The following is a 13836-nucleotide window of genomic DNA, read 5'->3' as shown; positions in this document are numbered from 1 at the left end:
AAAGCTAATGGCCATCTTACATCCTCAGGAATGTTATTTACTTGAGAAATTTATTTCTCCTGAACATTACGCTGCCACGCGTGATGCAATTATTACTTATATCGATGCTCATGAGGAAGCCTTTGCCCGTTACTTGAGAGAGATGCCACTAAACAATCGCAAGCTGCCTTTGTGGCAACAGGCGGATATGGTGTGGGAGAATCGTGTTCTGCCCAATATTCGCTCCGCCAGAGAGCGCTATATCGAAGCATTTATTCTGCGGACCCATAATGACATCAAAGCATTTAATATCGGTCATACCATGAGGTATATCAGCAAGGGTATTACAGAATGTTGGGATGGCTGGATGACGAAGGAAGAGATCGAAGCGATATCTGAACTTCAAGGAATTGCATCCAAATTGGATGGCCGATTATCCACTACGTTGGATGCAACCTGGGATGAGGGTGATTTAACGTATGACAGCGAGCGCTTCTTTACTAGTGATGATATTCCTTCCAAGTTACCTAGGTATGAACTTGATCCTGCGGTTCGCATAGAATTAGGGGAGAACCCTGTACAGACAGGAATTTACCTACCAGATATTGATTTTGCACCAGCCCGATTTATCCCGGCAGATTTTGGTGAACCACCTGAAGCAAGACAGGGAATACAGCGAAGCGATTATGTTAGTAGAGATGGTAAACCTAGCTATAGCTGGAAAGACTCTGAATGGATCAAAACGGGTTGGACGCTAATCCGTCGCGTCGAAGGTGAATTTATCGATGTTCCGCCTGAAGGTTTCTTCCCCGAAGGAAAACCTGAAGAATTATACAATTGGCCACTGCAGGAAATAGAACTCTTGCAGGAAAAAAGAGTGCGTATCACCCGCTGGAGCGGTGATCTTGCTCCATTCGACGCTCGTCGGGGTACTACACTTAACGGTACGACACAATACACACAGACTCGCGCAGGACAGGCCATGCCTGAGTTTGAAGATAAAGGCGGCAAAATGCATCGTGCCTGCTGGTCGCTGCTTGAGAGGGATGATGGCGGCAGCGTGTTTACTGTGTCTCCAGAAGAGGAAGGTTGCTCATGACGCACACTTCGCCCTCACTATGTGAAATGCTTTACGGCAATTTTGTCGGTGATCTCGATCTTCACCTGGTCAGCGAAGAAAATCAGGTCATTCTGTCAGTTCTGGATAATATGCAACGTATCCTTAACTGTAGAGCAGGAACGCTGGCACACATTCCAGATTATGGTTTGCCAGATATGACCACCATTCTTCAGGGGTTGCCCGGTACCGCGCATAAGCTGATGTCCACACTCTCAGAAGTACTGCTCAAATACGAACCACGCCTGAAATCGATTAACGTGGTGTTGCTAGATCAGAAAATTCCCGGGGAACTGCATTATGCCATTGATGCTGAGCTGAAGGACATTGGCCTCGTGCGTTACGGCACCGAGTTTATGCCGGAAGGACGGGTTCTCCTGCGACATCTTAAGCAACAGCAGTATCTTGACACGACGACCCGTTTATAAGGCCAGAGAATACCATGTCAGTTAAATCACAGTTCCTCAAAAAACTACAGGCCAGACAGCCAGTCCCGGTCTCATTTGCCAGCAAGACTCAGGCGGATATTGCGGAATTTCGCCAGCGTATAACGCAACTTCAGGAACTGATGGACGCGTGGCTGGTGGATACCGGACTGACTGTAGAGGCGTTCATGGCATCCGTCACTGACCTGCTGGTGGAAGGCGGGGCTTTTGACATTGCCGGTATCGTCCTGCGTGTCGAGGACCGGGCCATAAAGTTTATGCCACTATTTTTGTACGGTCAGGGCGTGACCGGGTGCGTGGAGGTGACTTTTCATGATGGAGAACGCATGACTCCACTGGGGCGTTTATTCATGCGGTCAGGTATCGAGAACGACTGGACCTTTGCTCCGTCTGGGGCTCTATCCCGCCCTGGGCAAAGTTTTGATGAAAGTACATTTTATGGTCTGGCTTTAGTACTACTGCCATAGCGGGTACTGAAAGATGACTTGTTATCTTTACGTTGAGTCATTGCATATTTTTCTGACGAAACAGTTAATAGCTTTCAGATTATTTACCCCCAAAGTAGCGAAATAAATCACGGATATGGAAATGAGAAAATTAATCCTCCTTCTGATATTAGGAATGCTGTTTACGGCACAAGCCGACGCTGCGCGTGGAAGGCAGCCCTGCTCAGGCTCAAAAGGCGGGATATCGCACTGTACATCAGATGGCAGTTTTGTCTGTAATGACGGGAGCCTGAGTCAGTCAAAGCGATTTTGTTCCGGTTATGGTTCCTCAGAAGTGGGCAATCGGGTAAAAACGTCCACTTACACTCCAAAAACGCAGACGAAAAAGATGACAGCGGTGAAAAAGCAGAAATTGCAACCCGTTGCAGAAAACGACGAACCGGTCAGGGCACAACCCCGACAGCCCACATGCGCTCCCCTGTACATGGCTAATAAGCCCGGCTATACCCATTTACCGATTTGTTCAGGAAATCAGTATTAATACGATATGGTAAAGCATATTTTCCCGTTGTACAGATTAAATAATCAGGATTAAAAAAAAGGGAATAAATTAAAAAATGGCACGAAGAAAAAAAGATAACAATGCTGCGAGTATTATTCTGGTTATTCTTGGTGTGATTGCTTGGGGTGTTTATGTTGCGATAAGAGCATTAATTAATCTTAATGAGCGATTCATTGAGTCTGTATCGAATCCGGCTGGCATTATTGCTCTGTTCTTTGGTTTATTAATTGCCGTTGCGCTCATAGCGCGGATTCTCATTTATCGTGGGTTCAGGAAGAAGACAACGGAGCTCGAGCAGGCTGTGTCGGACCTGGCACAGAAAGAGAAAGCCTTTGACGAAACCGTCAGTACAGAAGTGGCTCGCGGTCTGTATCAGGGAAAGAAACAACTTTCCGGCCAATGGGATGATTTTCACAATGCCAGAAATAAAGCCTCCCGGGCACTGCAGCGTATTGTGGACTCCGCGTATAAATTCAAAGTCAAAACACTGCTTTCCGGCACCACGATAAATAACTGGCAAAGCAAGTATGACCAGCTCAGGAAGGAGAGAGGCGCTTACGCCGATATCAGCGAGAAAATCACTTTTCTGGAACTTGAAGATAATGCCGACTGGGAAGACGTAGAACAGCAGTTTCTGCATAAGGTCGCCCTGCTGGAAAAAGCGCAGGAAGAAAAAGAATATCAGGTAGAGCTTAAGCGTCAGATCCGGGAAGAGAAACAGCGACAGGATGAGCTGGAACAGCAGCAGCGCGAAGCGGAAGAGGAGGAGCAACGCCTTGCAGAGCAGCAGCGTTTACTGGAAGAAGCTCTGCTCGCCGCTGAAGGTGCTCACAGGGAAGAGCTGGAAAGACAGCGTCTGGAGCTGGAGCAGAAAATCCGGGACGTGCATCAGCAGTATGAACGCGCCAAATCCATGGCCCAGCTCACGAAGCAGGGACACGTATATGTGATTTCGAATATTGGCTCCTTCGGTGAAAACGTATTTAAAATCGGTATGACCCGACGACTGGAGCCTATGGAGCGCGTGAAAGAACTGAGCGGGGCAGCCGTGCCGTTTGATTTTGACGTCCACGCCATGATTTCCTGCGATGACGCCCCTGCGCTTGAAAAGACACTGCATGACCATCTGGAAAGATACCGGATTAACCGAGTCAACCTGCGTAAGGAGTTTTTCCGGGTCGAGCTCAGCCGAATAATTGATGAGGTGGAGCGTCATCACGGGCAGGTCGAATATATTGCTGACCCGGTGGCGCTACAGTTTCTGCAGAGTCTCGAATATGCAGAAAGCGAAGCCGCATAAACATTAATTTCGTCTGGTTCCAGCCACATCAAATGGATATATGGTCATGAAAGACATCACCCCGCGTACAATCAAAACCGGCGGCGACCCGCGCACGCTGCCGGACTATGCCGCTCTGCGCGATGAGCTCAGTAAGCTGACACATCCGGCTCGCCCCGATGTGAACTGGCAGTACGTCGAAAAACGCTGTCTCTCACTGTTTGAGCAGAACGGCGTGGAGCTACAGACGCTCTCCTGGTATACGCTGGCTCGAACGCAGCTGGCCGGGCTGCCCGGGCTCAATGAAGGGCTGGCGATACTGGAGGCGCTGATAAGCCACCAGTGGGGGACGCTGTGGCCGCAGCCGGTTCATGCCCGAATGGAAATCCTCAGCAGCCTGAGCCAGCGTCTGCAGCAACGGTTGCGCTCGCTTGCATTCAACTACAGCGACCTCAGAGAGCTCTATCAGGCTGAGCAACGCCTCACCGCGCTGGGGGAGGTGCTGCAGCGTCTCGAGCTTAAGCATCTCAGCCAGCTCGAGACGTTGCGTGTTCAGGTGCACAGCAGCGCAGTCCGACTGGAAAACAGCGATGGAGCGACGGTCCCAGCCAGCAGTCCGGTAGAGGAAAATATCGCCCGGAACGAAGCGGCAAAGTGGGTATACGTCGCGCAGCCGGAACACCGGGCGAATGTGGAAGTCCAGACGGCAATACCCGTTCAGGTGAATAGATGGAAATTCTTCATCGCCGGGATGTGTACCATGCTGACGATAAGCGCACTTGCAGTGTGGGGCTGGCAGTATCTTAACTACCCTGACCCGCTACAGGCTCAGCTTGCAGCCTCACTGTCACCCCTCCCAGCACCTCTTTCATCTGAACAGCTTAAAACGTTGCGGCAGCAATCTCCGCTACCGCAAACGGCGCTTGCGCAAACGCAGCAGCAGCTTGCCCTGCTGGATAAATTGCCTCCCGACTGGAGCATTACCTATAGTCGAAAACTCACCGAGCAGGCGGAGATACTGTGGCCGGAGCAGGCTAAGCCACTTGTAAAGCATTGGCAGCAACAGCGGAATGCCGCGGCGTTACCGGATGAACAACTGAACGGCTGGCACCAGGGCATGGCAACGCTGGAGACGCTGAGTCATCGCCTGAATGGCCTTGATGAGCAGAAGGGTAAATACATGACCGTGAGTGAGTTGAAGTCAGTCGTTTTTGCCGCCATGCAGTCATTTAATAAGTCGATACCGGCCGAAGAACAGCTGCGAAGGCTGTCGCAGACTCCTGCAGGAGATGCGCTTCCTGAAGCTAACAAGACGCAACTTGAACTGCATTTCAAACAGCTGTTAATGCGCTATGCCCAAATAAAACAGGATGCTTCTGCTCAATAGGTTGAAGGCGCAGTTTTGCGAAAAAGAGAGGGAGGTCAAAGTGTCCCCTGCAGGAATCGAACCTGCAACTAGCCCTTAGGAGGGGCTCGTTATATCCATTTAACTAAGGGGACGAGGCGGCACGAGTATAGCGTTATTTGCACTTTGCGTTAAGCGCATCGCCGCCTGACTGCTCAAAGAGTCACCGTTCAGCCCGTTTTTTTGCTGATTTATCCTCATTTTGCTGTGCCTTAAGCTCAGCTTTGCGTTTGTTCGACATGTCGTTACGTATTTGAGCATGGCTTAACAGCGCAAAGATAAACGTACCGCCGCAGATGTTTCCCGCCAGCGTCGGAAGGGCGAAAGGCCAGAAAAAATCGCTCCAGTGAAGCGTGCCGTTAAAGACCAGATAGAGGATTTCAACGGTACCAACCACAATATGCGTGGTGTCCGCCAGGGCAATCAGCCAGGTCATCAATATGATCACCACAATTTTGGCGCTCCCCGCCGAGGGAAACATCCAGACCATCGTGGCAATAATCCAGCCGGAGATGATGGCATTCGAGAACATCTCGACTGGGGTGTTTTTCATCACGTCCATGCCAATTTTCACAAAGGCATCCCGAGTGGGTTCATCAAAAATCGGCATATATTCAAATGCCCATGCCGCGATGCCGGTGCCGATCATATTACCCAGCAGGACCACGCTCCAAAGCCGCATCAATAAACCAAAATTGCCGAGGGTTGGGTTTTGCATTACCGGCAAAACGGCGGTCACCGTATTTTCGGTAAACAGCTGCTGGCGGGCCATGATGACAATAATAAAGCCGAAGGTATAGCCGAGGTTCTCCAGTAAAAATCCACCGGGGACGCCTTCCAGCTGGACATGAAATATCCCTTTTGCCAGCAGAGATGCGCCCATTGAGAGCCCGGCAGCGATGGCAGACCAGAAGAGGGCCATGGCATCGCGCTCCATCTCTTTTTCGCCATCCTGGCGTATATGCTCGTGGATGGCCATCGCGCGGGAGGGAAGGCGATCTTCATCAATTTCTATCTTCTCGCCGCGCGCTTTCTCCTCGCTTTCAATTTCAAGTTCCTCATTGCTCTCACCAATTTTTTCTTCACCAATGTCTTTCATATCTGCTCCCGGAGGTTGATCTTTTTGTTAAGCGTAGCGGCTTTTATCAGATTGCCTGTGGGGATGCTCTTAAATTGGCGGCAATGACAACAAAGGCGATACATCTCTTTCAAAGTCATTATAAAATTGGCAGCGAAACGAATTCCAAAAGCCAGGCTATGCTGAGATCAGAGTCACGGTGGTTACTGCCCGTAATTGTGCTCATAGACATCGGTAAACGTGCTGTTACAATCGCTTGCACGTTTACAGACGGAGCGCCAACGGCTCCGTTACGGATGGCAATCAACGATAGCCATACTGAACAGGGAGATATTTATGAAACTTCGGCTGTCGGCGCTTGCGCTTGGCGCGACGATGCTTGTGGGCTGCGCCAGCTCCGGTGAGCAAACGGGACGCTCCGATCCTCTCGAAGGATTTAACCGCTCCATGTATAACTTCAACTACAACGTACTGGACCCGTATGTGGTTCGTCCGGTGGCAGTAGCATGGCGTGATTATGTTCCGCAACCTGCGCGTAACGGGTTAAGTAACTTTACGAGCAACCTCGAAGAGCCTGCGGTAATGGTGAACTACTTCCTGCAGGGTAATCCGTATCAGGGGATGGTGCACTTTACCCGCTTCTTCCTGAACTCCATTTTGGGGATGGGCGGCTTTATTGACGTCGCAGGCATGGCGAACCCGAAACTGCAGCGTGAACAGCCGCACCGGTTCGGCAGCACGCTGGGACATTATGGCGTCGGATATGGCCCTTACGTGCAGTTACCGTTCTACGGTAGCTTTACGATCCGCGACGATGGTGGCGATATGGTGGATACGCTGTATCCGGTCCTGTCGTGGCTGACCTGGCCGCTGTCGGTGGGTAAATGGACGGTGGAAGGCATTGAAACCCGCGCGCAGTTGCTCGACTCTGATGGTCTGCTTCGCCAGTCTTCCGATCCATACATTATGGTGCGTGAAGCCTACTTCCAGAATCATGACTTTATTGCCAACGGCGGTAAGCTGAAGCCGGAAGAGAACCCGAACGCGAAGGCGATCGAAAACGAACTCAAAGATATCGATTCGGAGTAAATAAAAAAGGTGAGCGATGCTCACCTTTTTTGATTCAAGCGCGATTAGAACGCATAGTTGAAGTTCATGCCGTACAGCCAGGCTTTACCTTCGGAAGAGAACTCATAAGGACCTTCCTTAAAGTTAACTTTTTGACCGTGCATATAAGAGATGCCGGCATCAACAGAGGCGTCTTTGTTGAATGCATAAGTCGCACCCGCGCTCAGCCAGAAGCGGTCCTGATCGGGAATGGAAATAGAACGTTTGTCAGCGGGTACCGGACTGTCATCGAAGGCAATACCGGTACGGAAGGTCCAGTTGTCATCCATATAGTAGGTAGTCCCCAGCGCGATGCGGTAAGCATCACGGAAACTTTCATCTTTATAGAAGAGCGTGTCGCCGTTGCTGTTGGTCGCCTTAAGTTCCTGGAACTGGCTCCAACTGGTGTAGGTCAGGCTATAGTGGACAGCCCACTGTGGAGCCACTTTGTTATAACCTGACAGTTCCCACATTTCAGGGAGGTGCAGGCTCAGAGAGCCGCCAGTGGTTTGGCCATTGGTTCCCATCGGCAGACCGAAGTTGCCGAGGATCTGGTTATAAGCTGAAGGGAGGCTGCTCTTGTAATCGCCATCAAAGTCGATTTTAACTTCGGAACGGTAGGTAAAGCCGTAACGGTTGTTTTTATCGATTTCATAAAGGATACCGGCGTTCCAGCCAAAGCCCCACTCATCACCCTTCAGATACGCGATCTGAGTGTCTGCCGGGATACCCGCAACTTGACGCGCCAGGGCTGGCGGCAGTGCGCCTGAGCCCGCGACGACTTTGCCCAGGTCGCCCGCGTAGCGTTCGATCTTCGCTTTTGCATACACAGCGTCAAAGCCAACGCCAAAACTCCAGTGGTTATCCAGACGGTAAGCACCGCTCAGGTTCAGGTTCAGAGTTTCCAGGTCGGTTTTACCGCCGAAAGCCCCAGCTGCATAGTCGTTATTGAACTCGGTTGCTAAACCGTAGTTTGAGGTTACGGATGCGCCCCAGCCGAACTGGTCGTTAATCGGCGCCACGAAGTGCATGTTTGGAACCCATGCCGTTGGGGCAATGTTATCCGCTTTCAGATTGGCGCCTGTCGGTGAACGGCCAGAGATATCAACCCCTGGATCGACAAAAATAGCACCGGCAGAGAATGTCGGACGATCAAACATCATGATTAAAGCAGGGTTGCGACTCGCGTTACCCGCATCATCAGCAATAGCGCCTTCCCCGGAATACGCGCGGCCAAGGCCAGAGGAAGAAAATTCGTTTAACTGAAAGCCCGCTGACCAGGCGGAAGTGGAGACGAGTGCCACTGCGACTGCCAGCGCAGTCTTGTTGAACAGGGTTTTCTGGCTCATGACCATAACCTCATTGAGTTATTTTTATTCAATAATTGTTACATACCGTAACAGGAGCGCGAAGTGTAGGGTCTGAGGTATGACAGACAAATCAGACCAGTGGCCAGAGTATAGGTCCGACCAGCCTGAATGTTGCAAGTTTGTTTATTAATATTTTCAAACATGTTTCGTGAAACGAGATCTGGTTGGCAAAATTGTGACCATCGCGACTCACCCAAAAGGGTGGTTTTTGTTTTAGATCATTTTTTAGTGTGATATTGGTCACTTATCCGATTTTGCGCCATTAACGGCTGGAGAGAGCCCGCGCCGGGGCGTAAAATAGCAGCATCGTGTTTATCTCGCGCGCTGCGCGAATACAGAGGAAATTGAGCTATGAGTAAATGCAGTGCTGATGAAACCCCGGTTTGCTGCTGTATGGATGTTGGTACCATCATGGACAACACCGATTGCACCGCCTCTTACAGCCGCGTATTCACCAACCGCGCTGACGCGGAAGAAACCCTGGCCGCGCTGAGCAAGCGTGCGCGTGATGTTGAATCCGATCCATGTGAAATCAAGTCTACCTTTACCGAAGTGGAAGGCGGCGTGAAGCTGGACATCGACTTCGTCTTCGCCTGCGAAGCAGAAACGCTGATTTTCCAGCTGGGTCTGCGTTAATTTCTGCGGCCTGATGCCCTTACCCCGACCCTCTCCCACAGGAGAGGGCGCAAACATTAAAAACGGTAACCTACGGGTTACCGTTTTGCTTTTACCTCGGAGCATTTTCTTTTTCTTCTCTGTGTTTTAGCTCGCACTTTTTCGTTTCCCTGATTGGCTGAATGTAAAAAAATGGTTAAGACTATTATCAGGTCAGACCACTTTATATTTGCGTAAATTTTTTACAGGGGAGTGTTATGAGTCAGGCATTACCGCTTATTACCCGTCAGGGCGATCGCATTGCCATAGTCAGTGGATTGCGCACGCCCTTTGCGCGTCAGGCAACGGCGTTTCATGGCATACCGGCCGTCGACCTGGGGAAAATGGTAGTGGGGGAGATGCTGGCTCGCAGCGAAATTCCGCCGGAAGTTATCGAACAGCTGGTTTTCGGCCAGGTCGTACAGATGCCCGAAGCCCCCAATATTGCGCGGGAAATCGTCCTCGGTACCGGGATGAACGTGCATACGGACGCCTACAGCGTTAGCCGCGCCTGCGCAACCAGTTTCCAGGCCGTGGCTAACGTTGCCGAAAGCCTGATGGCGGGCACGATTCGCGCCGGGATTGCGGGTGGGGCAGACTCCTCTTCGGTGCTGCCAATTGGGGTCAGCAAAAAGCTGGCGCGCGTCCTGGTGGATGCCAACAAAGCCCGTACGACGGGTCAGAAACTCAAACTCTTCTCGCGTTTACGCCTGCGCGACCTCATGCCCGTACCGCCTGCCGTCGCGGAATATTCCACCGGCCTGCGCATGGGCGATACCGCCGAACAGATGGCGAAAACCTACGGCATTACCCGTGAACAGCAGGATGCCCTGGCGCATCGTTCACATCAGCTGGCGGCAAAAGCCTGGTCGGAAGGCAAGCTGACCGACGAGGTCATGACCGCCTACATCCCGCCCTATCGCGAACCGCTCGCTGAGGATAACAATATTCGCGGCACCTCAACGCTGGCGGATTACGCCAAACTGCGTCCGGCATTTGACCGCAAGCACGGTACGGTGACGGCGGCGAACAGTACGCCGCTGACGGATGGTGCCGCCGCCGTGATCCTGATGACCGAATCCCGCGCGAAAGAGCTGGGCATCACTCCTCTGGGCTATTTGCGCAGCTATGCCTTCACCGCGATTGACGTCTGGCAGGACATGCTGTTGGGACCGGCCTGGTCCACGCCGCTGGCGCTGGATCGCGCGGGGCTGACGCTGGCTGATTTAACCCTGATTGATATGCACGAAGCCTTCGCCGCACAAACCCTGGCAAACGTACAGCTGCTGGCAAGCGAGCGCTTCGCGCGCGATGTGCTGGGCCGCGCCCATGCCACGGGCGAAGTGGATCAGAGTAAATTCAACGTGCTTGGCGGGTCTATCGCCTACGGACATCCGTTTGCCGCCACGGGGGCGAGGATGATCACGCAAACATTACATGAACTCCGTCGCCGCGGCGGCGGGTTTGGCCTTGTTACCGCCTGTGCGGCGGGCGGCCTCGGCGCAGCAATGGTTCTGGAGGCTGAATAATGGATATGCCATCTGCATTTAATCTGACGGTTCGCCTCGATAACGTGGCCGTTATCACTATTGATGTGCCTGATGAAAAGATGAATACCCTGAAGGCCGAATTTGGCGTTCAGGTGCGCGCGATGCTAAAGCAGATCCGCGACAACAAAGCCATTCGCGGCCTGGTGTTTATCTCCGCCAAGCCGGATAACTTTATCGCCGGGGCCGATATCAACATGATTGCACGGGCGCAAAGCGCGCTGGAAGCCGAAGAGCTGGCGCGTCAGGGCCAGCAGGTGATGGCCGAGATCAACGGCCTGCCGATCCCGGTTATCGCAGCGATCCACGGCGCCTGTCTGGGCGGCGGACTTGAGCTGGCGCTGGCCTGCCACAGCCGCATTTGTACCGACGATGCGAAAACCATTCTCGGCCTGCCGGAGGTGCAGCTGGGCCTGCTGCCCGGCTCCGGCGGAACGCAGCGGCTGCCGCGCCTGGTGGGCGTCAGCACGGCGCTGGAGATGATCTTAACCGGTAAACAGCTGCGTGCCCGTCAGGCGCTGAAAGCCGGTCTGGTCGATGACGTCGTGCCGCAGTCCATTTTGCTGGAGGCCGCCGTTGAGCTTGCGCTGAAAGGGCGTCAGGCAAAACGTCCTCTGCCGGTTCGCGAGCGCGTGCTGGCCGGCCCGCTGGGGAGAGCGTTCCTGTTCAACATGGTGAGCAAAAAGACCGAACAAAAAACCAAAGGTAACTACCCGGCGGCAAAGCGGATCCTGGAGGTCATTGAGACAGGGTTGGCCCAGGGAAGCAGCAGCGGCTATGCCGCGGAGGCCAAAGCCTTTGGTGAACTGGCGATGACGCCGCAGTCCCGGGCGCTGCGCAGCATCTTCTTCGCCAGCACGGACGTGAAAAAAGATCCCGGCAGCGAGGCTGAACCCGCACCGCTGCGCGCCATTGGCGTACTCGGCGGGGGGCTCATGGGCGGCGGTATCGCGTTTGTTACCGCCAGCAAAGGCAAACTGCCTGTACGCATCAAAGACATTAATCCTAAGGGAATCAATCACGCGCTGCAGTACAGCTGGCAGAGCCTTGATCAAAAGGTCAAACGCCGCCATATCAAGGCAAGCGAGCGTGATAAAACCCTGGCGATGATCTCCGGTACGACGGATTACAGCGGTTTTGCGCGCCGCGACCTGGTGATTGAAGCCGTATTTGAAGATCTGGCGCTTAAGCAGCAGATGGTGGCAGACGTTGAGCAACGCTGCGCGCCGCACACCATTTTCGCCTCCAATACGTCGTCATTACCTATTGGCGATATCGCGGCAAACGCCGCGCGTCCGGAGCAGGTGATAGGGCTGCACTTCTTTAGCCCGGTCGAAAAAATGCCGCTGGTGGAGGTTATTCCCCACGCGACCACCAGCCCGCAAACCATCGCCACGGTGGTCAAGCTTGCCAAGAAGCAGGGCAAAACGCCGATCGTGGTCGCAGATAAAGCCGGCTTCTACGTTAACCGCATTCTGGCTCCCTACATTAATGAAGCCATGCGGCTGCTGACGGAAGGCGAGAAGATCGAGCACGTCGACGAGGCGCTGGTAAAGTTTGGTTTCCCCGTTGGCCCAATCCAACTTTTGGATGAGGTGGGAATAGACACCGGCACTAAAATTATACCTGTACTGGAGGCGGCTTATGGCGATCGTTTTAGCCCGCCTGCAAACATTGTTTCTGCGATTTTGAAGGACGATCGCAAAGGCAGAAAAAATGAACGCGGTTTCTATCTTTACGGCGCGAAAGGGCGTAAAAGCAAGAAACAGGTCGACCCTTCGGTTTATGGGCTTATTTCGACCAGCGGTCAGGGAAAACTGTCCGCCGTTCAGTGCGCTGAACGCTGCGTGATGATGATGCTCAATGAAGCGGCGCGCTGCTTTGGTGAAAAGGTCATCGGGAGCGCGCGCGACGGCGACATCGGCGCGGTATTTGGCATTGGTTTCCCGCCGTTTCTTGGCGGCCCGTTCCGTTATATGGATACGCTCGGCGCGGGTGAAGTGGTTGCGATCCTGCAGCGTCTGGCGTCGCAATATGGTCCGCGGTTCACACCGTGTGACGAATTATTGCAGATGGCGGAACGAGGCCAGACATTTTGGCCTGCAAGGGAAACTGTCCTCGTAAGCTGAGGTCAAAGAAGGGTAAATCCTAAAGTAAATGAACCTGTTCTGGCGATTTTGTAAACAGATATTGACTATACTTACGCCATTGAGGTAAAAAACAGCGTTTCATTCACCGAATGGATCAGGCACAATGCCCGGCCATCGGGTTTTCTACCTCATAGCATCTATCGCGGGTAGTTAACGCCGGTGATTCTGGTTAACAAAAGCGGTGCAATATGCAAGTTTTTATCATGCGTCACGGCGACGCGGCACTCGATGCCGCCAGTGACTCAGTACGTCCTTTGACCGTCTGTGGCTGCGACGAATCTCGTCTGATGGCGAACTGGCTTAACGGTCAAAAAGTGGACATCGAGCGCGTTCTGGTGAGTCCGTTCCTGCGTGCAGAACAGACGTTGGACGTGGTAGGGGAGTGTATGAACCTGCCGTCCAGCGTGGATGTTCTTCCTGAACTCACCCCTTGTGGCGATGTCGGCCTTGTCAGCGCTTATCTTCAGGCGTTGTGCAATGAAGGTGTCGCTTCCGCGCTGGTCATTTCCCACCTGCCACTGGTTGGCTATCTGGTATCTGAGCTGTGCCCGGGCGAGACCCCGCCGATGTTCACGACATCTGCCATTGCCAATGTTTCTCTCGACGAAACGGGCAAAGGTGTCTTCAACTGGCAAATGAGTCCGTGCAACCTGAAGATGGCAAAAGCGATCTGACGTGACGTGCGATAGGGCGGGG

The 13836-nt window shown here is 52.8% G+C and carries 12 protein-coding genes and 1 tRNA gene; 10 read left to right on the top strand and 3 right to left on the bottom strand.

The annotated features are described in order from the left end of the window. The first annotated feature begins 7 nt into the window (after nucleotides 1–7). The 5 genes from L6R44_RS15080 to L6R44_RS15060 all read left to right on the top strand — a co-directional run bounded on the left by L6R44_RS15080 (nucleotide 8) and on the right by L6R44_RS15060 (nucleotide 5216). A complete protein-coding gene (locus tag L6R44_RS15080; protein ID WP_237424650.1) occupies nucleotides 8–1078 on the top strand; it encodes a type VI secretion protein ImpA in 1071 nt (356 codons plus the stop codon). Beyond that, nucleotides 1075–1524: a type VI secretion system baseplate subunit TssE gene (tssE, locus tag L6R44_RS15075; protein WP_077064471.1), complete on the top strand. Its 450-nt coding sequence runs from the start codon at nucleotides 1075–1077 to the stop codon at nucleotides 1522–1524. Before L6R44_RS15080 ends, tssE begins: the two co-directional genes overlap by 4 nt. Nucleotides 1525–1538: 14 nt before the next feature. Next, a complete protein-coding gene (locus L6R44_RS15070; RefSeq protein ID WP_077064472.1) occupies nucleotides 1539–2009 on the top strand; it encodes a hypothetical protein in 471 nt (156 codons plus the stop codon). 596 nt (nucleotides 2010–2605) lie between these two features. Further along, a complete protein-coding gene (locus L6R44_RS15065) occupies nucleotides 2606–3850 on the top strand; it encodes a GIY-YIG nuclease family protein (RefSeq protein WP_237424649.1) in 1245 nt (414 codons plus the stop codon). A gap of 46 nt (nucleotides 3851–3896) precedes the next feature. Further along, the gene (locus L6R44_RS15060; RefSeq protein WP_237424648.1) at nucleotides 3897–5216 is read left to right on the top strand and encodes a VasL domain-containing protein; all 1320 of its coding nucleotides are present in this window, start codon (nucleotides 3897–3899) and stop codon (nucleotides 5214–5216) included. 41 nt (nucleotides 5217–5257) lie between these two features. Here the strand turns inward: L6R44_RS15060 and L6R44_RS15055 are convergent. After that, nucleotides 5258–5329, bottom strand: a tRNA-Arg gene (locus tag L6R44_RS15055). A gap of 68 nt (nucleotides 5330–5397) precedes the next feature. Beyond that, a complete protein-coding gene (locus L6R44_RS15050) occupies nucleotides 5398–6333 on the bottom strand; it encodes a formate/nitrite transporter family protein (protein WP_032642040.1) in 936 nt (311 codons plus the stop codon). 315 nt (nucleotides 6334–6648) lie between these two features. Here L6R44_RS15050 and mlaA point away from each other — a divergent pair, with 315 nt between their 5' ends. Beyond that, nucleotides 6649–7401: a phospholipid-binding lipoprotein MlaA gene (gene mlaA / locus L6R44_RS15045; protein ID WP_032642039.1), complete on the top strand. Its 753-nt coding sequence runs from the start codon at nucleotides 6649–6651 to the stop codon at nucleotides 7399–7401. A 44-nt stretch (nucleotides 7402–7445) separates the two neighbouring features. On the opposite strand, the gene fadL is transcribed toward mlaA, so the two are convergent. After that, complete coding sequence (gene fadL / locus L6R44_RS15040) at nucleotides 7446–8768, bottom strand: long-chain fatty acid transporter FadL (RefSeq protein ID WP_032642038.1); 1323 nt, start codon at nucleotides 8766–8768, stop codon at nucleotides 7446–7448. A gap of 372 nt (nucleotides 8769–9140) precedes the next feature. Here fadL and L6R44_RS15035 point away from each other — a divergent pair, with 372 nt between their 5' ends. From L6R44_RS15035 to sixA, 4 genes are all read left to right on the top strand, one after another. Beyond that, nucleotides 9141–9425, top strand: a complete 285-nt coding sequence (locus L6R44_RS15035; RefSeq protein WP_032642037.1) for a YfcZ/YiiS family protein — start codon at nucleotides 9141–9143, stop codon at nucleotides 9423–9425. Between the two features lie 236 nt (nucleotides 9426–9661). After that, a complete protein-coding gene (gene fadI / locus L6R44_RS15030) occupies nucleotides 9662–10972 on the top strand; it encodes an acetyl-CoA C-acyltransferase FadI (protein WP_237424647.1) in 1311 nt (436 codons plus the stop codon). Further along, complete coding sequence (gene fadJ, locus L6R44_RS15025; protein ID WP_237424646.1) at nucleotides 10972–13119, top strand: fatty acid oxidation complex subunit alpha FadJ; 2148 nt, start codon at nucleotides 10972–10974, stop codon at nucleotides 13117–13119. The genes fadI and fadJ overlap by 1 nt, the downstream gene beginning before the upstream one ends. Before the next feature lie 209 nt (nucleotides 13120–13328). Continuing rightward, nucleotides 13329–13814 carry a phosphohistidine phosphatase SixA gene (gene sixA, locus L6R44_RS15020; RefSeq protein ID WP_024907662.1) on the top strand — a complete coding sequence of 162 codons (486 nt, stop codon included), beginning with the start codon at nucleotides 13329–13331 and terminating at the stop codon, nucleotides 13812–13814. Nucleotides 13815–13836 lie beyond the last annotated feature (22 nt).

It is taken from the genome of Enterobacter cloacae complex sp. ECC445, from assembly GCF_021892025.1.
GTDB lineage: Bacteria > Pseudomonadota > Gammaproteobacteria > Enterobacterales > Enterobacteriaceae > Enterobacter > Enterobacter chengduensis.
Note: the sequence above shows the minus strand (reverse complement) of the source record. Positions and strands in the feature narration are given on the sequence as shown.

Excerpts from the sequence above, each read along its gene's own strand:
- L6R44_RS15080 (WP_237424650.1), top strand. The coding sequence starts at position 8 with ATGGCCATCTTACATCCTCAGGAATGTTATTTACTTGAGAAATTTATT.
- tssE (WP_077064471.1), top strand. The coding sequence starts at position 1,075 with ATGACGCACACTTCGCCCTCACTATGTGAAATGCTTTACGGCAATTTT.
- L6R44_RS15070 (WP_077064472.1), top strand. The coding sequence starts at position 1,539 with ATGTCAGTTAAATCACAGTTCCTCAAAAAACTACAGGCCAGACAGCCA.
- L6R44_RS15065 (WP_237424649.1), top strand. The coding sequence starts at position 2,606 with ATGGCACGAAGAAAAAAAGATAACAATGCTGCGAGTATTATTCTGGTT.
- L6R44_RS15060 (WP_237424648.1), top strand. The coding sequence starts at position 3,897 with ATGAAAGACATCACCCCGCGTACAATCAAAACCGGCGGCGACCCGCGC.
- L6R44_RS15050 (WP_032642040.1), bottom strand. The coding sequence starts at position 6,333 with ATGAAAGACATTGGTGAAGAAAAAATTGGTGAGAGCAATGAGGAACTT.
- mlaA (WP_032642039.1), top strand. The coding sequence starts at position 6,649 with ATGAAACTTCGGCTGTCGGCGCTTGCGCTTGGCGCGACGATGCTTGTG.
- fadL (WP_032642038.1), bottom strand. The coding sequence starts at position 8,768 with ATGAGCCAGAAAACCCTGTTCAACAAGACTGCGCTGGCAGTCGCAGTG.
- L6R44_RS15035 (WP_032642037.1), top strand. The coding sequence starts at position 9,141 with ATGAGTAAATGCAGTGCTGATGAAACCCCGGTTTGCTGCTGTATGGAT.
- fadI (WP_237424647.1), top strand. The coding sequence starts at position 9,662 with ATGAGTCAGGCATTACCGCTTATTACCCGTCAGGGCGATCGCATTGCC.
- fadJ (WP_237424646.1), top strand. The coding sequence starts at position 10,972 with ATGGATATGCCATCTGCATTTAATCTGACGGTTCGCCTCGATAACGTG.
- sixA (WP_024907662.1), top strand. The coding sequence starts at position 13,329 with ATGCAAGTTTTTATCATGCGTCACGGCGACGCGGCACTCGATGCCGCC.